Source organism: Clostridium sp. DL-VIII (assembly GCF_000230835.1).
GTDB lineage: Bacteria > Bacillota > Clostridia > Clostridiales > Clostridiaceae > Clostridium.
Map to the genome: position 1 here is coordinate 611,016 of NZ_CM001240.1, position 24,573 is coordinate 635,588.

Annotated in this window: 22 protein-coding genes and 1 pseudogene; 12 read left to right on the top strand and 11 right to left on the bottom strand. The window is 30.7% G+C overall.

Annotated elements, in window-relative coordinates; all coding sequences use genetic code 11:
- Nucleotides 1-49: 49 nt before the first annotated feature.
- The 3 genes from CDLVIII_RS02935 to CDLVIII_RS02945 all read right to left on the bottom strand — a co-directional run bounded on the left by CDLVIII_RS02935 (nucleotide 50) and on the right by CDLVIII_RS02945 (nucleotide 2,732).
- Nucleotides 50-694 carry an O-methyltransferase gene (locus tag CDLVIII_RS02935; RefSeq protein WP_009167965.1) on the bottom strand — a complete coding sequence of 215 codons (645 nt, stop codon included), beginning with the start codon at nucleotides 692-694 and terminating at the stop codon, nucleotides 50-52.
- A gap of 140 nt (nucleotides 695-834) precedes the next feature.
- Nucleotides 835-2,199 (bottom strand): MFS transporter, encoded by a 1,365-nt coding sequence (locus tag CDLVIII_RS02940; protein ID WP_009167966.1) that lies wholly within the window; start codon nucleotides 2,197-2,199, stop codon nucleotides 835-837.
- A 5-nt stretch (nucleotides 2,200-2,204) separates the two neighbouring features.
- The gene (locus CDLVIII_RS02945) at nucleotides 2,205-2,732 is read right to left on the bottom strand and encodes a PadR family transcriptional regulator (protein WP_009167967.1); all 528 of its coding nucleotides are present in this window, start codon (nucleotides 2,730-2,732) and stop codon (nucleotides 2,205-2,207) included.
- Nucleotides 2,733-2,896: 164 nt separating this feature from the next.
- Between CDLVIII_RS02945 and CDLVIII_RS29645 the strand changes: the two are divergent.
- Nucleotides 2,897-3,268, top strand: a pseudogene (locus tag CDLVIII_RS29645) (transposase zinc-binding domain-containing protein).
- Here CDLVIII_RS29645 and CDLVIII_RS02955 read toward each other — a convergent pair.
- The 4 genes from CDLVIII_RS02955 to CDLVIII_RS02970 form a co-directional block, all read right to left on the bottom strand.
- The gene (locus CDLVIII_RS02955) at nucleotides 3,263-3,730 is read right to left on the bottom strand and encodes an amidohydrolase family protein (RefSeq protein WP_009167969.1); all 468 of its coding nucleotides are present in this window, start codon (nucleotides 3,728-3,730) and stop codon (nucleotides 3,263-3,265) included. The pseudogene CDLVIII_RS29645 and the gene CDLVIII_RS02955 sit on opposite strands and share 6 nt — an antisense overlap.
- A 229-nt stretch (nucleotides 3,731-3,959) precedes the next feature.
- Nucleotides 3,960-4,520, bottom strand: a complete 561-nt coding sequence (locus CDLVIII_RS02960; protein WP_009167970.1) for an NAD(P)H-dependent oxidoreductase — start codon at nucleotides 4,518-4,520, stop codon at nucleotides 3,960-3,962.
- 345 nt (nucleotides 4,521-4,865) lie between these two features.
- Nucleotides 4,866-5,822, bottom strand: a complete 957-nt coding sequence (locus CDLVIII_RS02965; RefSeq protein WP_009167971.1) for an AraC family transcriptional regulator — start codon at nucleotides 5,820-5,822, stop codon at nucleotides 4,866-4,868.
- Nucleotides 5,823-6,067: 245 nt separating this feature from the next.
- The gene (locus tag CDLVIII_RS02970; protein ID WP_009167972.1) at nucleotides 6,068-6,847 is read right to left on the bottom strand and encodes an EFR1 family ferrodoxin; all 780 of its coding nucleotides are present in this window, start codon (nucleotides 6,845-6,847) and stop codon (nucleotides 6,068-6,070) included.
- A gap of 133 nt (nucleotides 6,848-6,980) precedes the next feature.
- On the opposite strand from CDLVIII_RS02970, the gene CDLVIII_RS02975 reads away from it, so the two are divergent.
- The 6 genes from CDLVIII_RS02975 (at nucleotide 6,981) to CDLVIII_RS03000 (ending at nucleotide 14,204) form a co-directional block, all read left to right on the top strand.
- Nucleotides 6,981-7,334, top strand: coding sequence for a helix-turn-helix domain-containing protein (locus tag CDLVIII_RS02975; protein ID WP_009167973.1), 354 nt, complete (start codon nucleotides 6,981-6,983; stop codon nucleotides 7,332-7,334).
- A gap of 156 nt (nucleotides 7,335-7,490) precedes the next feature.
- Nucleotides 7,491-8,258 (top strand): IclR family transcriptional regulator, encoded by a 768-nt coding sequence (locus CDLVIII_RS02980; protein WP_009167974.1) that lies wholly within the window; start codon nucleotides 7,491-7,493, stop codon nucleotides 8,256-8,258.
- An 89-nt stretch (nucleotides 8,259-8,347) separates the two neighbouring features.
- The gene (gene dapA / locus CDLVIII_RS02985) at nucleotides 8,348-9,232 is read left to right on the top strand and encodes a 4-hydroxy-tetrahydrodipicolinate synthase (RefSeq protein WP_009167975.1); all 885 of its coding nucleotides are present in this window, start codon (nucleotides 8,348-8,350) and stop codon (nucleotides 9,230-9,232) included.
- A 57-nt stretch (nucleotides 9,233-9,289) separates the two neighbouring features.
- Entirely contained in the window at nucleotides 9,290-11,026 is a 1,737-nt protein-coding gene (gene ilvD, locus CDLVIII_RS02990) for a dihydroxy-acid dehydratase (RefSeq protein ID WP_009167976.1), read from the top strand.
- A 94-nt stretch (nucleotides 11,027-11,120) separates the two neighbouring features.
- Nucleotides 11,121-12,776 carry a glycoside hydrolase family 43 protein gene (locus CDLVIII_RS02995; protein WP_009167977.1) on the top strand — a complete coding sequence of 552 codons (1,656 nt, stop codon included), beginning with the start codon at nucleotides 11,121-11,123 and terminating at the stop codon, nucleotides 12,774-12,776.
- Nucleotides 12,777-12,821: 45 nt separating this feature from the next.
- Nucleotides 12,822-14,204, top strand: coding sequence for an MFS transporter (locus tag CDLVIII_RS03000; RefSeq protein ID WP_009167978.1), 1,383 nt, complete (start codon nucleotides 12,822-12,824; stop codon nucleotides 14,202-14,204).
- Nucleotides 14,205-14,405: 201 nt separating this feature from the next.
- On the opposite strand, the gene CDLVIII_RS03005 is transcribed toward CDLVIII_RS03000, so the two are convergent.
- Complete coding sequence (locus CDLVIII_RS03005; RefSeq protein ID WP_009167979.1) at nucleotides 14,406-14,828, bottom strand: MerR family transcriptional regulator; 423 nt, start codon at nucleotides 14,826-14,828, stop codon at nucleotides 14,406-14,408.
- Nucleotides 14,829-15,049: 221 nt separating this feature from the next.
- Between CDLVIII_RS03005 and CDLVIII_RS03010 the strand changes: the two genes are divergently transcribed.
- A complete protein-coding gene (locus tag CDLVIII_RS03010; protein WP_009167980.1) occupies nucleotides 15,050-15,811 on the top strand; it encodes an SDR family oxidoreductase in 762 nt (253 codons plus the stop codon).
- Nucleotides 15,812-15,984: 173 nt separating this feature from the next.
- Here CDLVIII_RS03010 and CDLVIII_RS03015 read toward each other — a convergent pair whose 3' ends face one another.
- Nucleotides 15,985-16,314 (bottom strand): cupin domain-containing protein, encoded by a 330-nt coding sequence (locus tag CDLVIII_RS03015; protein ID WP_009167981.1) that lies wholly within the window; start codon nucleotides 16,312-16,314, stop codon nucleotides 15,985-15,987.
- Between the two features lie 215 nt (nucleotides 16,315-16,529).
- On the opposite strand from CDLVIII_RS03015, the gene CDLVIII_RS03020 reads away from it, so the two are divergent.
- A complete protein-coding gene (locus CDLVIII_RS03020; protein WP_009167982.1) occupies nucleotides 16,530-18,791 on the top strand; it encodes a glycogen/starch/alpha-glucan phosphorylase in 2,262 nt (753 codons plus the stop codon).
- A gap of 192 nt (nucleotides 18,792-18,983) precedes the next feature.
- On the opposite strand, the gene CDLVIII_RS03025 is transcribed toward CDLVIII_RS03020, so the two are convergent.
- On the bottom strand, nucleotides 18,984-19,655 hold the full coding sequence (locus tag CDLVIII_RS03025) for an AraC family transcriptional regulator (RefSeq protein ID WP_009167984.1): 672 nt from the start codon (nucleotides 19,653-19,655) through the stop codon (nucleotides 18,984-18,986).
- A gap of 195 nt (nucleotides 19,656-19,850) precedes the next feature.
- Here CDLVIII_RS03025 and CDLVIII_RS03030 point away from each other — a divergent pair, with 195 nt between their 5' ends.
- Nucleotides 19,851-20,273 carry a hypothetical protein gene (locus CDLVIII_RS03030; RefSeq protein WP_035302032.1) on the top strand — a complete coding sequence of 141 codons (423 nt, stop codon included), beginning with the start codon at nucleotides 19,851-19,853 and terminating at the stop codon, nucleotides 20,271-20,273.
- A gap of 124 nt (nucleotides 20,274-20,397) precedes the next feature.
- Here CDLVIII_RS03030 and CDLVIII_RS03035 read toward each other — a convergent pair whose 3' ends face one another.
- Nucleotides 20,398-21,015, bottom strand: a complete 618-nt coding sequence (locus tag CDLVIII_RS03035; protein WP_009167986.1) for a HutD family protein — start codon at nucleotides 21,013-21,015, stop codon at nucleotides 20,398-20,400.
- A gap of 199 nt (nucleotides 21,016-21,214) precedes the next feature.
- Between CDLVIII_RS03035 and CDLVIII_RS03040 the strand changes: the two genes are divergently transcribed.
- Nucleotides 21,215-21,799: a 5-formyltetrahydrofolate cyclo-ligase gene (locus CDLVIII_RS03040; protein WP_009167987.1), complete on the top strand. Its 585-nt coding sequence runs from the start codon at nucleotides 21,215-21,217 to the stop codon at nucleotides 21,797-21,799.
- A gap of 43 nt (nucleotides 21,800-21,842) precedes the next feature.
- The gene (locus tag CDLVIII_RS03045; protein WP_009167988.1) at nucleotides 21,843-24,467 is read left to right on the top strand and encodes a hypothetical protein; all 2,625 of its coding nucleotides are present in this window, start codon (nucleotides 21,843-21,845) and stop codon (nucleotides 24,465-24,467) included.
- The last annotated feature ends 106 nt before the right edge of the window (nucleotides 24,468-24,573 follow it).

Genomic DNA, 24,573 nt, shown 5'->3' on the forward strand with positions numbered 1-24,573 from the left:
ATTTCCATATGGAAACAAAGAAATCTTAAAGACAATCTGAGAATTTTAATTAATTTGCTCTTTTTATAGCCACTGTCAAACCATCACCAATAGGTAACAAAGTACTCTCAAATTGAGAACAATTAGCAATTTTCATATTAAATGCATCTATTGCCTCGCACATTTGGGTTAAATCGCCGAACTCGGAACCAAAATCAAACACAGGAAAGAGTGTATCCTCGGCAATTAGGAGTCCTCCTGACTTAAGCAATCGAATGTATTGGTCAAAGAGTTTCAAGTATAGTGTTTTATCACCGCAGTCTTGAAAAATAATATCAAATGTATCATTCAAACCTGATAGTACAGTTCTGGCATCACCAATCTTAACCTCAATCTGCTCATTTACACCTTCGCGCTCAAAATTTTCAATAGCTTGCTTCGCTACATCTGCGTCAATTTCAATTGTGACAATTTTACCACCATAAGCTTTAATAACTTTTGCCATCATTACAGTTGAAAAACCGATACTTGTACCGATCTCAAGGATTTTTAGTGGTCTATTCATCATTATTAAAATTTGAAGCATTTTAGCCACATCGTCATCAACCACTGGTGCAAAGTCCTTTAACTTGGTGTCCATAATATATTGCTCTTGAGTTAATTTACTTTTTTTATATAGTTGTTTAATGTAATCATTAATTTCATTAAAGTTCAATTTATATTTCCTCCTTATCATGAATAAATAATCTCTTTCATTGATATGATAATTAACATAAACAGTTGTAAATTTGTTTTTTAGAAATACCAATAGTTCGTAACAACTTATTCAGTGTATTACATATGTAGCGAGTAAAATTAGCTAATTGTTGCATGCCCAATGTTTTTAGGTAAAAACAGTACTTCAATTACTGGAAATATCATCAATAGACCAAGAAATATAAAACCTAAGTCATATGCAGTAGTAGTTGAAAAGAAAATTTGTAGTAAATTAACAACAACTGTAATAAGTGATATACCCATACCTTGAGCCAATGTTGAAACAACAGCATTTAAAGTATTTGCACTATTTCGATCTTGAGGAGCTATTTCAGAAAAACTCAAGCCACTATAAGCAGTCAAAGCTAATGAACGTCCTACACCTGAAATTAGTGCAAGAAACATTATCCAAATAGGTAAAGTATTAATTTGAATAAACGCTAAGGCGATTGAGGTAACAAATACCATTCCAAATGAAGATAATAGTGCACCGCGATAGCCTAATTTACGAATAATTGGATTAGTAAATGGTTTTATTCCAATATTCCCGAGAAAAATAAATAGCACATAACTACCAGCTTTTACTGCAGACCAATGAAAGACTGTTTGTAAAAAGATAGTTAAGATATACGGTAATGCACCAACACATAGCCACAAAATAGAACCACTTGTTTGACAGATTCTAAAGGAAGCTATTTTTAATGAATCAAGTGAAAATAATGGATTGTCTGATTTCTTCAAGTGCTGGAAAACTATAAAGCTCAGTATTATTCCTAAAACAAATAATCCTAATGCACTAGTCCAATAATTTTTTCCATGAGTAGCTAATTCTGCTCCAACTAAAATTATTCCGGATGAAAATGAAATTTCTATAAAGCCTAAAAGATCAAATGTAGCTGTCTTCTTCTCTTTATCAGTATCTATTAGTCTTATTCCTATTAATACTATAATTAAACCAATTGGTACATTAATCAAGAAAATCCATTGCCAGTTCCAGTAGGTAACAAGAAATCCGCCAACAACCGGTGCTATTGCTGGTGCTATGAGTGCAGGCCAAATGAGATAGCTAAACATTTTTAATAGCTGTGAAGCTGGTGTCTTTTCTAATACAATCAGTCTTGCTGTAGGTGTCATCAAAGCACCAGAAATTCCTTGTATAATTCTCATTATTAAAAGAAACGAGAAGTTAGGGGCTACTGCACTGCTTAATGAGCTAAGGGCAAAGATTATTACAGCAATAATCCAAATTTTCTTTTTTCCAAATCGATTAGCCATCCATCCACTTAAAGGGATGAAAACGGCAACTGTAATTAAATATACACTTACGAGTAAAGCAATTGTTGCCGAACCCGTATGAAAATATTCAGCCATTTTAGGTAGTGCCGTTGTTACAATTGTCCCATCTAAAATCTCCATAAAGAGACTAGCAGCCATTAATAAGGCTATTTTTATTTCTTTTGTCATTCAGTTCACCATTCCTTTTTCATTTCACGTTTGAATTTTTTAATCCATTCTATTGCAGCATTAGCTTGTTGTAGTCGTAACTCAAATTTTTTACTTGCATACCAGTGATCCTTTGAATTTTCTTTAGCTAATTTTTGAAGTGCATCTTGTGCATCTTCTATGATGTCTTTTTGTTCCTGATAGAATTGCTCTAATAATTGGATTTGTTCATTTAGAGCAAGATGCTGCATAACATCAAGTTTTATTAAATATATATCAGCATTGTGAGCACTACTTGGAACTGGCATTTTCATTAGTTTAAAAAAACGCTCTTTTCCCTTTTCTGTAATAGTAGCGACTTTTTTATTTTTTCCATCTGAGCCTACAGTGGTTATTTCTACAAAACCATCTTTTTCCAATTTCTCAAGTAAGGGATAAATAACTCCATAGCTGACTTTGCGGTGACGTCCTAAAGAGACCTGCAATGCATTACGTAGGTCATAACCACTTTGAGGTTCCTCCATTAACTCGCCTAAAATAAAAAGTTCATTCATAATTTTTTATTCACTCCTATATATCTAAAAGATGTATCTAAAAGATATATTAAATATATATTATTTAGATTTAAAAAGCAAGTTGTTTTCATAAAAAAATTTATTCTTTAGGGAATTATATTACTGTACATTCTGTGGATAACTAATAAAAAATATATATTATAATGAAGGAGAAAATAACAGCAAAAGATATATTAAATAATAATTATAATGATTTAAAAAATAAATATTGTAATAAGGTACCGAAGGATATGCGAAAGCATATTGATGAAGTAGTAAGTAAGGCCTTAAAGTGTAGCGATATTAAGTATGGATTTGCAGAATATAAGTGTGAGACATGCTGAGAGAGTAGAAAAGTTCCGTTTACATGCAAAAGTAAATTTTATAATAGCTGTGGTAGATTATACACAATGAAATGGACTGAAAAACAAAGGGGAAACATTCTAAGAGTTGTACATCGACACATTGTATTTATACTACTAGAGGAACTTAGAAATTATTTTTATTCTAAGAGAGAATTATTAAAGGAATTATAAGATGGAGTAAAAGAGGTGATTAAGTATTGATGCAATAAAAAGAAAGGCTCTAACGAAGCCGTATTGTTTTACGCAACGTTCAAGTTCTTTGCAGGCTGCTTCTGGGTCTTTTACTGGAAGAGTTGCACTTCCAAAGAATCGTCCAGGATATTTTTTGATTATTGCTCCAAGAGCATCATTAACTTTAGAGCATGCATCTATGCTTTCTTGGATATCAAACTGTTCAGGTCCTGGCGAACAACTGAGAACAGCTATGTCAATGCCAAGTTGATCCATTTGCTTAAGACGTGATTCTGCTATGTCTAGAAGCAATGGCATCACAGCTGCAGCCGAAATTTTATCAAATTGTGTAAATTCAAAGACTTGAGTTTTTGTATCATAGCAAGGTGGAACTTTCCTTTTTTCCAAAACGTCAAGAATACAAGTATCATAAAAATGTTGTTCCAGATCAATTTTTTTCATATAAAGCTCCTCTCATCACATGCATTTTTATATATAAAAGATTTAATGAGTGATTATAGGATTTAGTTGAATTTTTAAAAACTATTGGTGAGAAAGTTGTCTGCTTCTCCGTAATGCTTTGGGAGAAACAAACATTTTCTACAAGAATAAGGTGTTGGGCTGCTTACAGCGTGGCTAGAAGTTTTGCCGTGTCTAGCATGGTGATTTTCTTCTGCTCTACAAAAATCAGTTAGTTTAGTTTTTGACCTATCTCCTCAGCTTGCTTTAAAATTTCTTGTTGACTAAGGATATCATCCTTACTGCCCAAATTTCCTGCGATGATATTACCTGCATTCACCATTTGACTATAGCCGCCAAAAATTTGATTAAGATATTCTGTAACATTTTTAAAGGCTTCAGCAGGTGCACCGCTGCATGTAACAGTTATATATTTTTTACCTGGTAAAAATCTTGTGGTATTATTAGATTCTACAAAAAACGTAAATAGTCTATCGAGGAAATTCTTTGTATAACCGCTCACTTGCAGCATATATATTGGAGTTCCAATTATAATGCAATCGGCATCTGCTATCTTAGGTAAAAGTTCAGTCATCTTGTCGTGAATAGAACAATATTCCACCTTATTTGCTTGACATAAACCACAAGCCCTGCATCCCTTATTATCAAGTTCTGATAAATTATAAGTTTCAACCTCATGTCCATTTTTCTTAATACCGGCACAGATGGCATCAACTATTTTTGAAGTATTTCCGTCCTTTCTTGCACTGCCTACAAAAGATATAACTTTCATTTTTTTACCTCCTAATATCAATTATAAAATTAAAATAGTATTCGAATCAGCATGGTATTACAAGAGGATAGCCTAATACAGATTCAAAGACTAAATTAATTATAAATGTTATATAGCAAGAATGTTTGCCTTTTTCAATTGTCTTTTTGCATTATTCTCTAGATCGTTATTTCTTTTCTAGCCACATCAGAAAAATGAAGGTGTTAAATAAGCTGAATATTCTTGCTTAATATAAGGAAAGCCCTCAAGCTTATAGGTAGAGAGCATAATAAGGTGGTGATTAGATTCTTTTTTGGTAGATCAAAAATCATATTAACTACTATAAATTTAAAGTTATATTTTTGGTTAGTATGCTTTTTGGGGTTGTTGATGCAATCTGTCTATATATTTTCTAGGGGGAGCTCCATAAAAATTGCTGTAATCTCGGCTAAATTGAGAATTACTAACATACCCTGTCATTCTAGAGGCAGTGGTCGCATCCATGTGCTTGGATAGCATTAGATGCCTCGCTTCATGTAGACGCAGAGCTTTTTGATATTGCGTAGGGGACATCGAAGTGACCGCTTTAAAATGATTATAGAAAGATGATACACTCATATGTGTCAGCTTTGCTAGGTCTGAAACTTTAACTGACTGAGAAAAATTGTTACGCAGCCAAGCTATTGCTTCTGCCACCTGATGTACTCCTGAGTCTGTAAATCCCATGGCGGCAACATGAACTCCAACGGAACTACGAAGTAGGCGAATTAGAATTTCATCCATAATCAGTGGGACAATAAATTCTACATCTCCGGGTTTCTGCAAGCACTCCAAAAGTCTTATCATTGCGTCAATAATGCTTATATCTGTATTCATCACATGTCCAGCGTTCCATGGTTTCATTTGAGGCAGACCATTAGGATATATTTTCGGAACAATCTCCGAAATCCGTTCAGGATTAAGATCCAACCTGATAATGAGGAGAGGCTCAGATTTGGTTACCTTCATAGTTTGTATGGAAATTGGCAAGGTGATTGGATTCATTATCATTTGTGATTTATCAAGCTGGTACGTCTCGTGACCTATTGTGATAGACCTTGCTCCTTGGGCAATAATACTTAAAGAAGGTAAATAGAAAGTCTTTGGACAATTCATTTCTGTTCCTGAATAACGGATGATAGATAGACCAGAGATTGGCAGATTTAAAACACCATCCTGTGGAGCATAGGTATATAGCAGATGTGCTAATCGAGTTATTTTTGCTTGGAGCAATCTTTGAGTGTTATCCGATTCTGGAATGGAATACTCACTATATATATTCATGATTTGAAAACGCTCCTTATTATATAAATTTTATTATCATATTGCTAGTTTAGATTATAAGCCTTAAGTTGTCTATGTAGATATAATAGCAGTTTATCATTGAAATTTATATAGAATGTTTGAGATATCTTCGAAATGAAAAGTATCGAATGAATCAGTCGTATTCATTTATACTGAAGGCATACGTGTCAGCTAAAACGTATGCTTTCAGTTTACATTTAGTAAAATATTGATTTGTGCTTAATTTAACGCTTGGGAATGAGTTCGCTTACTTCTATTTTTGGATTGTGATAGCGACCTCTTTTAACGGTAGCTTTTTTATATTGTATAGATTTTTGCGGGCACCATTGCATACAAGCAAGACATGATTCACATTGATGCTCCCATTTTGGTTTTCCATCGTGCATAACTATATTATTTGCAGGGCAAACCTTAGAACATAAACCGCATCCTATACATTTTTCATCAGTCCAGAAATTCTTCCCCATACCTTTTGGCCTAAAGGAAGCAGTGTATAGTAAGTTATAAACAGAACTCATAATAGCATTAGTCTTATATTTAACATGTTGTCCACTTTTTATAGCAAGAGCTATTGTACTTATCTGTTTTTCTTCATCTTTGAAAAGTTTATTTTGTTCTTCTTCAGAAACGGTAGGAAACATCAGCTGATCACTGCCAGGCATAAATACACAAAAAGATGCAGCTAAATTAATGTCTTTTTTGTTTAGTATTTTTTTTATTTGATTAAGAGTAGCACCTAACATTCCTCCACAAGTGGCTATAGCAAAAACATAAGTGTGTTTATCAATCGGCAAGGTTTCTATAAAATTTTTTACCATTAAAGGCATTCCAAAATTATATACGGGAAATACAAAACCTATTTTATCTGATTGAGTGTCTTTTGATGCTGGAATGCTTTCCTTAGAGATTTGTACTATCTTAGTATCAGTTAATTGATCACTTAAATCCTTTGTTACTTTTAAACTATTTCCTGTAGCGGAAAAGTAATAAATTGTTGTACTCATATTAATATCACTCCTTGATTTTCTTTAGTATGTTTATTATACTTAGAACATATATATAGCACAAGTACGCAGAATATATGAACTAAGTATATTTAAGCGTACTGACTTTTACAATCGAAGGAGAATGAAATAAATGGTAGATATAACATTTAAGGAGTATCAAGAACAAATAAAAGATGTAAAAATTGACAAAAGTTGTGGGACGTATAAAACATTAGAGATCTTTCAGGGAAAATGGAACATTCGAGTACTCTTTGAGTTAATAAAATATGATTCTATTCGTTTTGGTGATTTAAAAAAACAAATAGGAGAAATAACTAATACAATGCTCACTTCTACACTTCGAGATCTAGAAAACAAGGGCTTGGTTGATAGAAGGCAATTTAACGAAATTCCACCACATGTTGAGTATTCACTATCTCAGGCAGGGAAAGATTTATATCCTATTTTTGTTGAAATGATGCAATGGAATAATAAGTATCAGTAAGCGTATATGTAGGTTTGTGAATTATAGACTTAAATATTTATTCAAAACTTAAATATTTATCCAAGTTATATAATTGACAAAAGAAAAAGATGGATATATAATAAGTGCAAATATTGAAACAATATTCCATATATGGAATAGTGAGGAGGGAATTGCTTGAATACAGCAATTTTAAGAGGAATAGAAATTTTAAAGTTTGTTGGAGAAAGTGAAGAACCTGTAACAATAGCTGAAATAAGTAAATATCTTGATATACCTAAAACTAGCGTATTTAATATAGTTAATGCATTAGTAAGTGAAAAGTTTTTGTCAATAAGTAATATGAAATTAAAGAATTATGAATTAGGAGTAGGCGTTTTTGAACTTGGAAGTTTATATTTAAATAAAATGGAATTAACTAAGATAGCTAGTACTACCTTAGAACAATTATCTGATAAAGTTGGAGAAACAGTGTTTCTAGCAGTAGTAAATGATAATGAACTTGTATATTTAGATAAACGAGAATCAAAAGGAACTTTAAGAACAACAGGCAATTTAGGATCTAGGACCTCAATGTATTCAACAAGTTTAGGCAAGGCTATTTTGGCAACTTATAATAATGTGCAGTTAAATAAATATTTTGAGCAAGTTACATTTGTTCCTAAAACTCAAAATACAATAATAGATAAAGAATGTTTGATAGAAAATTTAAATTTGATTAGAGAAAGAGGATATTCTATTTCTAATGAAGAAAATGAAGAAGGATTATTTTGTATAGCTGTACCTATATATAACAGAATAGGACAAGCAATAGCAGCAGTATCTATTTCAACGTTAAAGATAAAGATCAATGATGAGAAAATTAATACATATGAGAAATACATAACTAAGGCTGCTTTGGATATTTCTAAAAAATTAGGCTACATAAAAGAAAGTTTATTTTAAATTTTAAGATGATTTTATAAATCATCTTAAAAAATAATTTAAATATAGAATGGCGTTTCAAATATGAAACGAACAAAAGGAGGAGTTTTATGTTTAAAGGGATTTATACACCATTAATTACCATTTTTAATGAAAAAGGAGGTATTGATGAAGAAAATTCTAAAATTTTAATTGAAAAATTAATTAATGATGGAGTCGATGGAATCGTTGTGCTCGGATCTGTTGGAGAGTTCTTTAATCTTTCTTTTGAAGAAAAGAAAGATTATATCAAATTTGTGTCTGAAGTTATGAATGGAAGAACAAAGTTAATAATTGGTACAGGAAGCAATAATATAGAAGAAGTTATAGCATTAAATGAATATTCTAAGGAAGTCAATGCTGATGGTGTTTTGATTATAACCCCATATTTCTTTGGCCTGGATGAAAATTATATATATGAATATTATTCAACAATAGCTAAAAACACAGAATTACCTATTATGATTTATAATTTTCCTGCTAGAACATCTGTAAACGTATCGTATGAATTAGTATTTAGATTAGCCAGTGAATTTAAAAATATTGTTGGAATAAAAGATACAACAGATTCTATGAGTAATGTGAGAAAATTTGTTCAAAAAATAAAGAAGGTTCACAAAGATTTTTGTGTAATTTCTGGATTCGATGAATACTTAGTACCTAACCTATTATCAGGTGGTGATGGTATTATAGGAGGTTTAACTAATATAGATGCAAAATTATTTATAGATACATATAAAGCTTTTCAAGATAAAAATTTTGAGAAATTATTAGTTCTCCAAGATAAAGTAAATAAATTGACTGAATTATATGACTTAACTAATCCATTTATAGTAGGACTTAAGGAAGCTGTTCAGATATCTTTAAAATTAGATATCAATACATCTTTTAGAAATTATGATATTAAAGTTAATGACGATACTAAAGAAAAAATAAAAAAACTTGTGCAAGGCTAAATAGATGATGATTAGATTTAACATTTAAAATAGTAAATATTTGAAAGGAGTTTTATAATGCTAGATAATTTTATGACGCCTAAAAGTACTTCAGAACGTAAATTATGGTCGCAAATTGATTCTCTTCAAATGGGAATGGATTGGGATGAAGAAGACATAAAAAAACCTCAAATACTTATTGATGATGTATTTGGTGACAGCCATCCGGGAAGTTCTCATCTTATGGGATTAACGCATCAAGTAAGTATTGGTGTGTATGAAAAAGGAGGACGTCCAGGACAATTTCATGTTACAGATATTTGTGATGGATGTGCTCAAGGACACGATGGAATGAATTTTGTATTAGCGTCAAGAGAAGTTATTGCAGATATGGTAGAAATACATGGATCATTTGTTTCATGGGATGGAATGGTCTTAGTTTCTTCATGCGATAAATCTATTCCAGCTCACCTCAGAGCAGCAGCACGTATGGATATGACAGCCATATTTGTTCCAGGTGGAAGTATGAGACCAGCACCAGATATGTCAACATCCATAAAGGCTGGAGACATTTCATTAAGAGAAAAGAAAAAAGATGCGATAACTTCTCAAGAAGTCCGTGATTTTAAGTTGACGGGCTGTCCGTCTGTAGGGGCTTGCCAATTTCTTGGTACCGCCAGCACTATGCAGTGTATGGCTGAAGCATTGGGTTTAGCTTTGCCAGGAAGTGCACTTGTTCCTGCAACAATGCGAGATATAACAGCTATGGCTAGAAAGGCCGGAAAGCAAATCATGAATTTAGTTAAAGCTAATATTAAGACAAAGGATATACTTACTCCGGAGGCATTTTATAATGCAATTGTTGTACATGCAGCTATAGGTGGGTCAACAAATGCAATGCTGCATCTTCCCGCTATAGCTTATGAACTTGGCATAGAACTAAAGCCAGAACTATTCGATGAAATCAATCATAAGATTCCACATATAGGAAACATATATCCTAGTGGCGAATATCCAACTGAAGCTTTTTGGTTTGCTGGGGGTATTCCTATGGTGCAATGGTTATTAAAGGATTATTTAAATTTAAATGTATTAACAGTAACAGGTAAGACCCTAAAAGAAAATCTTGAAGATATAAAAAACGATGGGTTCTTTGACAGAATAGAAGGATATCTTCACAATTATGGATTGAAGCGCGAACAGCTAATAAAACCAGTTGAAACAACAAAGGAAATGGGTTCTATTGCAGTTCTGAAAGGGAACTTAGCTCCAGAAGGTGCTGTCATCAAATATGCAGCAGTATCAGAAAATATGATGTATCATGTGGGAGCAGCAAGAGTATTTAATTGTGAGGAAGATTGCCATAATTCTGTAATTGAAGACAAAATTAATCCAGGAGAAGTCTTAATCATACGTTATGAGGGGCCAAGGGGATCTGGAATGCCAGAGATGCTTATGACAACAGAGGCTATAGTATGTGACAGAAGATTAAATGGTTCAACAGTTTTGTTAACTGATGGGCGCTTTTCAGGTGCTACAAGAGGACCATGTGTTGGACATATATCACCTGAAGCAGCAACAGGCGGGCCTATAGCATTTGTAGAAGATGGAGATTTGATTGAACTTGATATAAATGGACGTAAGATAAATATTGTTGGAATTAAAGGAGAGCTACGTAATCCAGAAGAAGTAGAAAAAATATTAGAAGAACGGAAGGCAGAGTGGAGTATTCCTAAAATAGAAACAAGAAAAGGAATATTTGGACGTTATACAAGGGGAGCTGTATCAGCAATGAAAGGCGCTTATTTAGAGTGATTTATACAATAATAAGTGCTTTGTAAACGATTATTTAATGTAAAATATCTAAACTTTATAAATAAATATTTAATTAATCAAAGGAGAGAAGTTTATGATGAAAATTAAAAATCCAATACTAAGAGGATTTAATCCAGATCCAAGTATTTGTAGGGTAGGTGAGGACTATTATATTGCAGTATCCACTTTTGAATGGTTTCCGGGAGTGCAAATTTATCATTCGAAAGATTTAATTAATTGGAAGTTAGTTGCTCGCCCTCTAAATAGAATTTCACAATTGGATATGAAAGGCAATCCAGATTCAGGTGGTATTTGGGCTCCTTGTTTAAGTTATAGCGACAACAAATTTTGGCTAATATATACAGATGTAAAGGCTCCGTACGGAGCTTGGAAAGTGTGTCATAATTACTTAGTTACCTGTGAAACTATTGATGGGATTTGGAGCGAACCAATTAAATTAAATAGTTCAGGCTTTGATCCTTCCTTATTTCATGATAAAAGTGGTAAAAAGTATTTAGTAAACATGCTGTTAGATCACAGAGTAAATCATAATAGATTTGGAGGTATTGTAATGCAAGAGTATTCTCCAGAAAAACAAAAATTAATTGGGAAGCCTCAAATAATTTTTAAAGGTACAGAGCTTGGATTAACAGAAGGACCTCATTTGTATCAAATTGATGGTTATTATTATCTTTTAACCGCTGAAGGTGGTACAAAGTATGAACATGCTGCAACAATAGCACGTTCTAAGAATATAGAAGGACCATATGAGGTACATCCTGACAATCCTATACTTACTGCATGGCATAGACCTGAAAATGAATTACAAAAATGTGGACATGCATCTCTCGTTCATACACACACAGATGAATGGTATCTTGTTCATTTAACAGGAAGATCTCTTCCAATCGATAGGGCTTATGGCACCGAACAGAGAGGATATGACAGCGTGACAGGAAAACAACTTACACATGTAGCTCCTAGAGGCTATTGTCCACTTGGAAGAGAAACAGCTATTCAAAAACTTGAATGGCGTGATAGATGGCCATATGTAGTAGGTGGAAAAGAAGGTGCCATGTTAGTTGATGCTCCTTATAATATTAAAGAAGTAAAATGGGAAAAGGACTATCCAGAAAGAGATGACTTTGATGATTGTAAATTAAACATTAATTTTCAATCATTACGTATTCCATTAACAGATAATATAATGTCACTAACTGAAAAGCCAGGAAACTTAAGATTATATGGTAAGGAATCATTGAATTCTAAATTTACGCAAGCGTTCGTAGCAAGACGATGGCAGTCTTTTAATTTTGTTGCCGCAACAAGTGTCTCATTTGATGCGGATACTTATCAGCAGTCAGCCGGCCTTGTATGCTATTACAATACAGAAAATTGGACCACAGTTGATGTAACTTGGAATGAAGAAAAAGGAAGAGTAATTGATATTATTTCCTGTGATAACTCTGAATTTTCCCAGCCAATATATGATTCTATGATTCCTGTTCCAGCTGAGGTTGAATATGTTCATCTAAAAGTAGAAGTTAAGATTGATGTTTATAAATTCCATTATTCTTTTGATGGATTAAAGTGGAATGAAATACCTGTAAACTTTGAAGTTAAAAAGTTATCGGATGATTATATAATAGGATCGGCCTTCACGGGGGCATTTGTGGGAATACACTGTCAGGATAATGGTGGAACTAATAAACCAGCTGATTTTGATTACTTTATGTATAAAGAGCTATAAAATAAATGCGGTAATCTTATAAATTAAAATAAAGGAGAGCTTTAAATGGATATTACTAAAACTAATCAATTGGCATCTAATGTGTTTGAAAAAATCAGTTTGAAAGAAAAACTTGGGTATGCTTCAGGTGATTTAGCTTGTAACTTTATTTATCAGACAGTAAGCAGCTATCTACTATTCTTTTACACAGATGTTTTTGGAATTACAGCTGCAGCAGCTGGATTCATGTTTCTAATTGTGAGAATGTTTGATGCTGTAATGGACCCCTTTATTGGAACGGTAATTGATAAGACAAATACAAAATATGGAAGATTCCGCCCGTACATTTTATATGGTGCAATTCCATTTGCAGTGGTAGCTATTCTTTGTTTTACAACTCCTGGGTTTTCTGATCCTATGAAGCTAGTGTATGCGTATATTACTTATATTTTGTTATCAGTAACATATTCAGTGGTTAACATTCCTTATGCAGCTCTTACTTCAGCAATTACCCAAGATAATAAGGAAATTGTAAGCTTAACTTCAGTGAGAATGCTATTCTCAAATGCTGGGGGAATAATTGTTTCTTTTGGTGTACCGCTTTTAGCAGGAATCTTTACACACATGACTGGAAAAACAAGTAGCGGATGGCAAATTACCATGTCAACTATGGGGATCTTAGGAGCTATTATATTAATATTCTGTTTCTTAAATACAAAAGAGCGTGTTCAAGTTAATCATTCCAAAGAAGCAAAAATTAATTTTAAAGATATTTTTCTTCAATTAAAAACAAATCGTCCACTAGTTATTATATGCCTTTTCTTTATTCTTAATTTTGGTGTTAACTCAATCGTTAATTCTGTTGGAATTTATTATATCACTTATAATGTTGCAAGACCAGACTTGGTAAAATGGTATGGTTTAATGGGAACTCTACCTGCACTAGTACTTATGCCTTTAATGCCACTGATGAATAAACTGATGGGCAAGAAAAAATTACTATTTACTGCCTTATCTATGAAGGCAATTGGATTAATAGCTTTATTTTTAATTCCTTCATCAATGGTTCCTCTTATATTTACAGCACGATTAATTGCGGCACTAGGTACCATCACTGCAGGCGGTTTCGTATGGGCACTAATTCCTGAAACTATCGATTATGGTGAATATAAAACAGGTAAACGTACAAGTGGTATCATCTATGCATTAGTTGGATTCTTTTTCAAGTTTGGTATGGCAATCGGAGGAATTGTCCCAGGTTTAATTTTATCTAAATATGGTTATGTTGCTAATCAGGTCCAAACTGCAACAGCATTACATGGTATTTTGATGACATTGACCTTAATTCCGGCAATATTTGTAGTCATTGAGCTTGGTGCAATATTCTTCTACAACTTGGACGAAAAAGAACATAAGAGAGTACTTAATGAATTAAATGCAAGAATGTAATTTTATTTAATCAATAACACTATATTGCTTGATAAGCAATATAAAAGGCTAAGCATTTTAAGAGTAAATCTTAATGTTCAGCCTTTCTCTTATATGTAAACATAGTCATTGATTATATTTGAACTAGATTATTTTATAAATAAGTAGAAATACTTCAATGTTCATTAAATTAATTTGCCGTTTTATATAAAGTCGTATGGTTTATAACAGGTTGTTTTCACGTTTTTCTTCATAAGCCTTTTTTCTTTCTTCATTAATAAGTTCGACAGCATTAGGAGCTTCATATCTTTTAATTTTAAAATCAACCAATTCTAGCTTTTCTTTTAGATTATCTATTTGTTTAACAATTTCTTTTCGATGATCAACAAGTAAATCTCTTCGAGAATCTATAGTTTCAGCACCTTCCATACATAAATCAATATATTCTTTAATATCTTTAATCTGCATTCCTGAGTTTTTCAGACAACAAATTACCATGAATAGGCCTAAGTCTGATTCAGTAAATTCTCTATTTCCTAATTTATTTCTTGCTACAAATGGTAAAAGTCCTTGCTTATCATAAAAACGAATTGTATATATGGAAAGCCCTAATATTTCTGATACATCTTTTATAGTGTAAGTCATTTTAAAATCCCCTTTAAAATTTATTAAAAAAAAGCTTGCCCTAGACATAACTCTAGGGATTAACATGAGTATAAATCATAAGAAGTTAATTTTCAAGAATTATAAATGCTTAGTAAAATTAAAATTCACGAATAAAATAACCATTTGTGTTTTAAAGTATACCTAAAGCTATATGAACATAATTTCTAAATGATTAGTAAATATTTAAAGGAGAGTTTTTTATGAGCAAAAACAGTAAAATTGCGTTAGTTACAGGTGGAAGTCGTGGAATTGGCAGAAATTCTGCAATATCATTATCTAAAAAGGGAATAGATGTGATTATAACTTACAATAATCAAAAGGAAAAGGCAGATGAAGTTGTAAAAGAAATTGAAGCAAATGGTGGTAAAGCTGCTGCTATTCAGCTTAATGTAGGTGATGTATCTTCCTTTGATTCCTTTGTATCTAAATTGTCACATGTTTTAAAAGATAAATGGAATCAAGAGTATTTTAATTTTTTAATTAATAATGCTGGAATCTCAAATCATACGCCTATTTCAAATGTTACAGAGGAAGAATTTGATAAAATATTTAATGTACACTTTAAAGGAGTTTTCTTTTTGACACAAAAGCTAATTCCCCTTATTGCTGATGAAGGTAGAATTATAAATACCTCCACAATGTTAACTCGCTCTACATCTCCAGGTTCTGGACTTTATGCTTCTGCGAAAGGTGCCGTAGAAGTTTTTACTAGATATCTAGCTAAGGAATTAGGACCAAGAAAAATAAGAGCAAACACTATAGCTCCAGGAGCTGTTGATACTGAATTTAGTAAAGATACTTATATCAAAAATCCAGGACTTAAAGATATGATTGCTTCTTATACTGCACTTGGAAGAATGGGGGAAGCTTCTGATATTGGACCTGTCGTTGCAAGCCTATGTACAGATGAAATGGGTTGGGTCAATGGCCAATGTATTGGAGTATTTGGATCAGTTCTATAATTAAAAACTGACAAACCTTGGAACGAATTAAATTTAAGCAGTTAGTTTTAATGAAAATTTATTATATAAATAAATGTTTTGTAAGATCTTGGAGTAAACTGAAATAAAAGTGGAATGAGTGATTATAATAACCCGTAGATAATTTGATTATTACTTACGGGTTTTGTTTTTGACTACTCTAAAAAGTCTTCTCTTGTTGGCGTAAATACGTCTAATACTTCAGAACCTTCTTCCAAGACAATACATCCATGAGGAACATTCGAAGGGAAAAGTATAGAATCTCCAGCAGTTACTATAGTTTCTTCACCATCTATTATAAATTTTAACTTACCCTTGAGTACGTAAGTAAATTGATCGTGAGGATGTGTATGTGGAACAACAGAGGTAGTTGTTTTATCAAACATGACTCTTGCACCTAGTAAATTTTCTCCGTTGGCTAAAATTTTTCTCTTTGTATTATCATCCGGGAATTGCATAACTGCATCTTCATTTTTTATAATCATAAAAGCATCTCCTTAATAAAACAATTTATATAAATTATACTATATTATCATTGTTTTTTGTGGAAAGTATTTTAGATAAGAAATTCGTATTATAAATATACAAAATATATGATGAATATACAATTAAAGAGTAATGGAACTGATATAATAGTGCTAAATTGAAGCTGCAGCTCATGAAAAAAGAAATAATATAATTTAACGGGGTGGAAGATTATATGATAGAAAATGATTTGAGTGAAATTTTAAAAGAGAGACTTGGCACAGAAGTTAGTAAAGCAAGTAATGAAGAAATTTATTTAGCATTATTAGAATTAACTAAAGGAGCTATTAATAAAAAGGGTATAAACAAAGGAAAGAGAAAATTGTATTATATTTCTGCTGAATTTCTAATTGGTAAATTATTATCTAATAATTTAATAAATCTAGGCCTATATGAGGAAGTTAAAAGCGCTTTAGCCAAAGGAGGAAAAGATTTATCTGAAATTGAAGAGGTTGAATTAGAGCCATCTTTAGGTAATGGTGGACTTGGAAGATTGGCATCCTGTTTTTTAGATTCAATTGCAACTTTAGGTTTGAATGGAGATGGAGTTGGACTAAATTATCATTTTGGATTATTTAAACAAGTTTTTGAAGATCATAAGCAAGGAACAATTAAAAATCCATGGATTACAAAAGAAAGCTGGTTAACTAAGTCTGACATAAAATTTAATGTTCAATTTGGTGGATTTACAGTAATTTCAACTCTATATAATATAGATGTTACTGGATATGATAAAGCTTCAAACAAACTTCATTTATTTGATATAGATACAATAGATGAGACTTTAGTTAAAGATGGGATTGATTTTAATAAAGAGGATATTAAAAAGAATTTAACCTTATTCTTATATCCAGATGATAGTGATGAAGCCGGAGAGTTACTTAGAGTATATCAGCAATATTTCATGGTAAGTAACGCAGCTCAATTGATTTTGTTTGAGGCAGAAGAAAATGGGTATAATCTTCATAAATTAAATGAACATGTTGTAATCCAAATAAATGATACGCACCCATCAATGATTATTCCAGAACTAATAAGGTTATTGGGTGAAAGAGGAATAGTTATATCAGAGGCAATCGAGATTGTTTCAAAGATATGCGCTTATACTAATCATACAATATTAGCAGAAGCTTTGGAAAAGTGGCCAGTATCATACTTGCAAAAAGTTGCGCCACAATTGCTACCTATTATTAGAGAGCTGGATAATCAAGTTAAGATGAAATTCAAGGATGAAAAAGTAGCGATTATAGATAAAGAAGGCAGAGTTAATATGGCTCATATGGATATACATTATGGATTCAGTGTAAATGGCGTTGCAGCATTACATACTGAAATCCTAAAAAATGAAGAATTAAAACACTTTTATAATATATATCCACAGAAATTTAATAACAAAACTAATGGTATAACCTTTAGAAGGTGGTTAATTCATTGCAATAATAAATTAGCTGATTATATTTCTGAACTTATAGGAGATGAATATAAAAAGGATGCTTCAAAGCTGGAAGGGTTAATTAAATTTATAGATAATAAGGCTGTGTTAAAAAGAATAGGAGAGATAAAGAAGGAAAATAAAATCTCATTAAAAAAATATCTAAAGGAAACTCAAAACATTGAATTAGATGAAAACTCTATTTTTGATATTCAAATTAAAAGACTCCATGAATATAAGAGACAACAGATGAACGTACTATATGCTATCTATAAATATTTAGAGATAAAAAATGGCAGGATTCCAATAACTCCAATAACTATGATATTTGGAGCAAAGGCAGCTCCAGCTTATGTAATAGCTCAAGATATAATCCATGCTATTCTATGTTTGCAGGAAATAGTAAATAATAATCCAGAAATTAATAAGTATTTAAAAATCGTTATGGTTGAGAATTATAATGTAACTAAAGCTTCTAAGTTAATTCCTGCTTGTGACTTATCAGAACAGATTTCTCTTGCATCGAAGGAGGCATCTGGTACTGGTAATATGAAGTTTATGTTAAATGGAGCATTAACTTTAGGAACAGAAGATGGAGCAAATGTTGAAATACATCAATTGGTTGGTGATGATAATATTTATATTTTTGGTGAATCTTCAGAAGATGTAATTGAACACTATAGGAAAAAAGATTATACTCCTAAGAGGTATTACGAAAAAACATCAATTAAGCAATTAGTAGATTTCATAATTGGAGATGAAATGAAAGCAGTTGGAGATAATGAGAATCTCATAAGACTTCATAAGGAATTAATTAATAAGGATTGGTTTATGACCTTATTAGATATTGAGGATTATATAAAAGTAAAAGAACTTGCATTTAAAGATTATGAGGATAGAGAAACTTGGAACAGGAAAGTGTTAATCAACATTAGTAAAGCAGGATTTTTTTCTTCAGATAGAGCAATTGCTGAGTATAATAAAGATATTTGGAAATTATCATAAGTTGAGTTTTCATAGATTGTTCCATTTTTTGCTTCGCTTGAATTTATTTTTAGGGGATGAAGAAATTGGACCAATCTCTTTATTAGTAGCTTATAGTAAAAATTGTGTAAGTTCTGCGGAAAATATATATGTAATTGTGATAGAACAGCATATAAATCTAAATTTAAAGTTAGTTATTTATAAGTATTTAATTTATCCAAAATTACTATTTCTATATTCTGAGGGTGATACTCCGGTAAAAGATTTAAAAACCTTGTTAAAATGGCTTTGATCGTGGAAGCCTAGAATTAAACTTATTTCCAGAATACTGCTGGTAGTAGTTACAAGCAGTACTTTAGCTCTATCAATCCTTATTTTTTTAGCATATTTCATAATTGTTATACCCATGTGTTTTTTAAAGCATTCAGATATATAGCCTTCAGATAAATTTAGATCTTTAGATATTTTTTTTAAAGAGATCTGACTTTCTATGTTAAGGTGGAGATGTTTTAGTATTCTGTTTATAACAAAATTATCTTTCACTTCAACATCATTTATGAGCAAGTTAATATAAGTATCGATCATTTTTACTTCAAGTTCTTGAAGTTCTTTTAGGGTATTAATGGTTGGGATCAAGGTATAAAATTTATTATATATTGGATGAAGATATTTTGTTAAAATGCCATATTCAACTATTTCGCGAGTATACATTGCATTCCAGATAATCAAATCATTTCTTTTATCTTCAATAGATATTCCTTCAGAAACTTCTTCTGTATGCTTTTTTAAAATTATTTCCAAGATTTGTGGTTTGGCTCTAAGTTTAATTAAGAAAGATACATCGTTATTAAAAATATTCATATCAGATATAAATGAATTATCCAAAGTAATCTCCTCCAAACATTCCGGTTACATATTTTGAGTTTGATGCTAGATATATACATATTATAGTAGAAATATATTAAAAATATCAAATATATTTACGGAAGATTAATAGGATTCTTTTAATTTTAGACAGTTAGTATTTGTCATGCTAAAATAGAGAAAGAGTAAATAAAAAATGTGACAGATGGTGAGCGAATGATAAAAGCGAAATTAGAGAAGAACAAAAATGGAAAGATAATATTCAAATTGAAGCTTGATGATATTGATAAAGATAATATTCTATTTAAGAGAGTACTTATGGAGTCAAAAATTATCAAGGGAAAGTCCAGATATCAATATGAGGTTCCATTAAGATTTTTTGTTCCTATATGTAATAATATAGGAGAGGGAAATATGATATTAGACAAGAAAAGCATATTATCATATTTAGAATTTTCGGATTACTATGATCAAAATTATTATACGGATGTAGAGGCTACAGCAAAATACATGAAAAAGTGGAGAGAAGAAGAATGCCCGGATATTTATAGAATTACCGTAGATAAAGATGACTATACAATAAAAAAGGAAGTAGCTTTTAAGAGGAATAAAATAGTAATTAAAAATTTTAAACTTTAAGGCACATGAAAATAGGCTGGCAGATGGGCTTGTTATTTTTTTGATTGTGCCTAACTATAATAAATGAAGAAGGAGTGCTCATAAAAATAATAGGAGTACTCCTTTTTATAAAATATATATTAAATTAGTAACGATATATTATACTTGCAATAATGTTAGTGGTATCAAAGCAATTATTGGAGAAAATAAATTCATATATTGACCGGGCATTAATGTTATTGATTACTAATAAGTCATTAGTTCTAACATTATAAGGCTTATTGTCTATAGTACATTTAAAATTGCCATTTATCACATAAAAGCACAGAGCTACTAGATCTTTATTAAGGGTTGTCTTATGTTTAAACTTAAGTTGTTTTTTGGGCAAAATACTTAAGTGAACTAGTTCTCCATTATAATTTTCTTTCGTCATCAAATTAAAAACAGAGGCTTTGCCATAAGTTTTGGTATTCCAATCTCCCATGAAACCATCTTGATCAAAAGGTTTGAGTAATTTTGAATATTTATTTTCATGTTCAAGGGTTATCTGGCCTTCAGTAACCATGAATTTACGCGAAACATTTGGAAGACTGCTAAAAGTAGATTCAGGGATATCAATTTTAGCAACACCAAGTCTCCATAAAAAATTCCTGCTTGCATAATCAGAATTTGCTGGATATGTTGTTAATTCTGTAGCCATACCTCCTGACCAAAATGTTGGCTTATAACCTTCTTGTTTTATTAATTCAACATTGCAGTTCATAAAATTACTCTCCTTCTATTTGATAAATATTTTACATTCATTATATTAAAAAATATATGTATAATTGATGAAGTTAAGTACAATATAAAATATAATTAATTATGTAACTAAATTATACAATAAAATTGGAAAACAATTCATAGTAAAATGAAAATTAAAAGCAATTATTTAAAAAATATAATTATGGGGGGATAATATTATGGATTACTTTAATGCTAAAAAGACATTGAGAAAAGAAATATTAAAAAAGCGCGAAAATATAGATATAGATAATAAAGAAAAAATGGACAAGGAGATAATAAGGAGATTTTGTGAAAGTAAGTATTATAAAGATGCAAAACATATATTTATTTATATATCTTACGGTACAGAAATAAATACTAGAGGAATAATCAAAAAAGCTTTAAATGAAAATAAAAAGATTTATGTTCCAAGAACTGAACTTGATACTAGAATTATGGATGCAGTAGAAATTACATCAATGGATAATTTGATAAAAAGTTCCTATGGAATTTTAGAGCCATCAAAGGGAGAAGCAGAGATTAATCCAAATGAGCTTGATTTAATTGTGGTTCCCGGAGTAGCTTTTGATAGAAGTGGTGGAAGAATGGGATATGGTGCTGGATTTTATGATAGGTACTTTAAAAAAATTCATGAAGTAAATGTAGGACGAATTACAAAAGTGGCATTAGCTTATGATTTTCAAGTTATTGATAAGGTACCAATGAATAAACAGGATGTGCCTATAGATTATATTATAACGGAAAAAGAATTCATAGATTAAAAACGTAGCACAGTTTGCGGTAGGTTTCTCGGAGGAATAGACTATGGAATATAATGAAAGTAACTTTTTTTACCTGAAAAAAACTGATATAAGTGAATATTATGATGAGTTAGTAAAAGCTGAATGTTTATGTGAGTATTTTCCGATAGTTACAAAAATTATAGTAAGAAAGATAATGGAAGTTTTTTTAAAGCATATAGCAGAGAAAAATAGCATAGAAGCGGATGTAGCTGTGAGAATTTTACTTAATAATGTTAGATTAAGTCCAAGTATTTCATTACCAGAAGAAATTTATAATGGTATTGAAACTGTGCTGATTAATGGATATGAGCATTCTTCGAGCAGCAATAAAAATGGAATAATTTTAAAGCATCCAATAGAAGTTTTAGAAACAATGCATCAGGTTCTGTGCTGGTATCTAAGAAAAACAACTCCAGAAGCAATAGAGACACTTGGAGATGTGAGTTTTAAAGCACCAAGCACTATAGAATATACGGAAAAAGAAGCTACTAGAATAAAAGAAGATGTTTTATTAAAAAACAATCAAATTAATAATCTAAGGCAGAAAATTATTGAATCAGATGGTAAGTTCACAAATATAAGAGAGATAAATAATATTATAATTATAATAAAGGAAGAAAAATCTCGCTTAGAAAAAACGCAAATATTATTATGTGAAAAAATTAAGCTGCAAAAAAGATATGTATTAGAAGTTGAAAAAGATTATAAAACTTATATTAAAATATGCGATGATTTAAGGGAAAAATGTGATGAAAGCCAGGAATTACTTTTTGAAAAAGAAAGTCAACTTGTTAAGCTTGAAATTCAAAGGCAGGAGTTAAAAAACTCAATAAAAAAATTAGATTATGAAGATCATTCGATAAAAAAAATGGAGCTGTCTCTGGATAGGGAAGTGGAAATATTAAGAGATACATATGATAACTTATCTAAATTAACAAATGAATATCAGGATATATTGGAAACTGTGGAGTTTTCATATGATAAGGAATTGCAAGAGATTTTAGGCGCTAAAAAAAATAACATAAAAGTTAAAATGAATTTTGAAGATGGAATATTTAATGAAAATGTAATTAAGTGTACTCAAAATATAGCTGAAGCTAAGAGAAAAGTTATAATATTTAAGGAAATAGTGAATGAAAAAATTAATAGAGAAATTAAATATGAATTACTTTATAAGAGCTTTTTAAGATTAAAGGGAAGAGAACTTAGAATCCTTTATACTATTCTTAATGTAACTGTTAACTTATTAAATAAGCCTAGAGAACTATTTGCAAAATCAAATGAAGATAAGATTTTAGAAAATGTAACTCAAAATTTAGAAGAGCTTAGAAATGTGGATGATGAGGAAATTAAGCTAATTGTATATTATAAATTAATAAAGCTATCAAAAGCGCCATTTGGAAGCATCTTCAGCAAGCTGCAATTTATAAAAAACTTGGATTCATTAGTAGACAAATCTTATGAGATTTTAATGAGTAAAAAAAATTTTGACGGAAAGATAAAGAAGTTAGATTCAATTATTGAATATTATTTACAAAAGGTTATATTACTTGCAAAAAGTAAAGGGAATAGTAAGCAAATAAATGAAGAAATAATATCTAAAATTTGTAATAAGCTTTTAGAATTAAGGCGGAGAACAGACAATATAGGAAAAGTGCATTATGAAAAATTTAATTTAGATATCATGTCAGAAGCAGAACTTAAGAGCAGTATAGAAGCACAGCCGTATACATTTTTATCAATAATGCTTGATTTAGGAGATATTAATTCATATAGGGATATTTCTTTAATTATATTTGAAGTTTATAACATTGTTAATAAAAGATTTACCGAATATGATAGTAAAAATTCACTTGCAGGATTTTCAAATGAATACTTTATGATTCTTTTATTTTTATCGGATGAAAATACTTTTTTGGTTCAAAGGGATCAGGAAGAATTACTGCCGCTTTTAACTGTAGAAATAATGGCGACAGTTTTTTTCTCAGATAATGAAGAAGCAGATTTAAATAGTTATAATAAAATGGTCTATATATGGAAGCAAAAGCAGCAAAGATATAGTTCTATTTCCATTAAGAAGGAAGAAGAGGAAAGAGATCTAGAATTGCTGATGGAAGAAAAGAAGAGATTGGAAGTAATTCAAAAGGAATTAATGAGAAATCATAATACTTTAGCTCAGAATTATGATAGTTATAGGGATCAATTTAAGAGAATTATAATGAATTCAGAAAAAAGAATTCTATTACCATCATATATGAATTACGAGGAATTGCGCATAAGAAAAGAAAAGGCTGAAAATAATATTAGCAAATCTAAAGATAAGCTTGGAACTTTAAAAAGCATAGTTTCACCAAGTATGTGGAAGGAACAGGCTAGTAAATTTATCAATGAATCAAACATGGATGAGGCCGAAAAACGCTTAATAGAAGAAGCGAAGCAAAAGCCATATTTTAAGAAAGAATACTTAGTATTCGTAGAATTAGAAGAAAAAATTAAACAGATAAATGAGTTAATAGAGAAAAATAAAGGAGAACTTCAAGATAAAGAATCTAAAATATCTGACATTCAAGCTAAGATTAATGAGTTAAACAGGATGCTTTCTACTATAAAAGAAGTGTATGTAGACATAGAAGAAGGATATTATTAAGTCATATTCTAGTGTATAAAAATGTTTTTAACTATATAAGTTCTAATTGAAATAATACATTTTACTAAAATATTAGTTTTAGAAATTTTGAAAAAATTTCATCATT

Bases quoted from the DNA above. Each gene is read 5' to 3' on its own strand.
- CDLVIII_RS02940 (WP_009167966.1), bottom strand. From the start codon at position 2,199: ATGACAAAAGAAATAAAAATAGCCTTATTAATGGCTGCTAGTCTCTTT.
- CDLVIII_RS02945 (WP_009167967.1), bottom strand. From the start codon at position 2,732: ATGAATGAACTTTTTATTTTAGGCGAGTTAATGGAGGAACCTCAAAGT.
- CDLVIII_RS02955 (WP_009167969.1), bottom strand. From the start codon at position 3,730: ATGAAAAAAATTGATCTGGAACAACATTTTTATGATACTTGTATTCTT.
- CDLVIII_RS02960 (WP_009167970.1), bottom strand. From the start codon at position 4,520: ATGAAAGTTATATCTTTTGTAGGCAGTGCAAGAAAGGACGGAAATACT.
- CDLVIII_RS02965 (WP_009167971.1), bottom strand. From the start codon at position 5,822: ATGAATATATATAGTGAGTATTCCATTCCAGAATCGGATAACACTCAA.
- CDLVIII_RS02970 (WP_009167972.1), bottom strand. From the start codon at position 6,847: ATGAGTACAACAATTTATTACTTTTCCGCTACAGGAAATAGTTTAAAA.
- CDLVIII_RS02975 (WP_009167973.1), top strand. From the start codon at position 6,981: ATGGTAGATATAACATTTAAGGAGTATCAAGAACAAATAAAAGATGTA.
- dapA (WP_009167975.1), top strand. From the start codon at position 8,348: ATGTTTAAAGGGATTTATACACCATTAATTACCATTTTTAATGAAAAA.
- ilvD (WP_009167976.1), top strand. From the start codon at position 9,290: ATGCTAGATAATTTTATGACGCCTAAAAGTACTTCAGAACGTAAATTA.
- CDLVIII_RS02995 (WP_009167977.1), top strand. From the start codon at position 11,121: ATGATGAAAATTAAAAATCCAATACTAAGAGGATTTAATCCAGATCCA.
- CDLVIII_RS03000 (WP_009167978.1), top strand. From the start codon at position 12,822: ATGGATATTACTAAAACTAATCAATTGGCATCTAATGTGTTTGAAAAA.
- CDLVIII_RS03005 (WP_009167979.1), bottom strand. From the start codon at position 14,828: ATGACTTACACTATAAAAGATGTATCAGAAATATTAGGGCTTTCCATA.
- CDLVIII_RS03010 (WP_009167980.1), top strand. From the start codon at position 15,050: ATGAGCAAAAACAGTAAAATTGCGTTAGTTACAGGTGGAAGTCGTGGA.
- CDLVIII_RS03015 (WP_009167981.1), bottom strand. From the start codon at position 16,314: ATGATTATAAAAAATGAAGATGCAGTTATGCAATTCCCGGATGATAAT.
- CDLVIII_RS03020 (WP_009167982.1), top strand. From the start codon at position 16,530: ATGATAGAAAATGATTTGAGTGAAATTTTAAAAGAGAGACTTGGCACA.
- CDLVIII_RS03030 (WP_035302032.1), top strand. From the start codon at position 19,851: ATGATAAAAGCGAAATTAGAGAAGAACAAAAATGGAAAGATAATATTC.
- CDLVIII_RS03035 (WP_009167986.1), bottom strand. From the start codon at position 21,015: ATGAACTGCAATGTTGAATTAATAAAACAAGAAGGTTATAAGCCAACA.
- CDLVIII_RS03040 (WP_009167987.1), top strand. From the start codon at position 21,215: ATGGATTACTTTAATGCTAAAAAGACATTGAGAAAAGAAATATTAAAA.
- CDLVIII_RS03045 (WP_009167988.1), top strand. From the start codon at position 21,843: ATGGAATATAATGAAAGTAACTTTTTTTACCTGAAAAAAACTGATATA.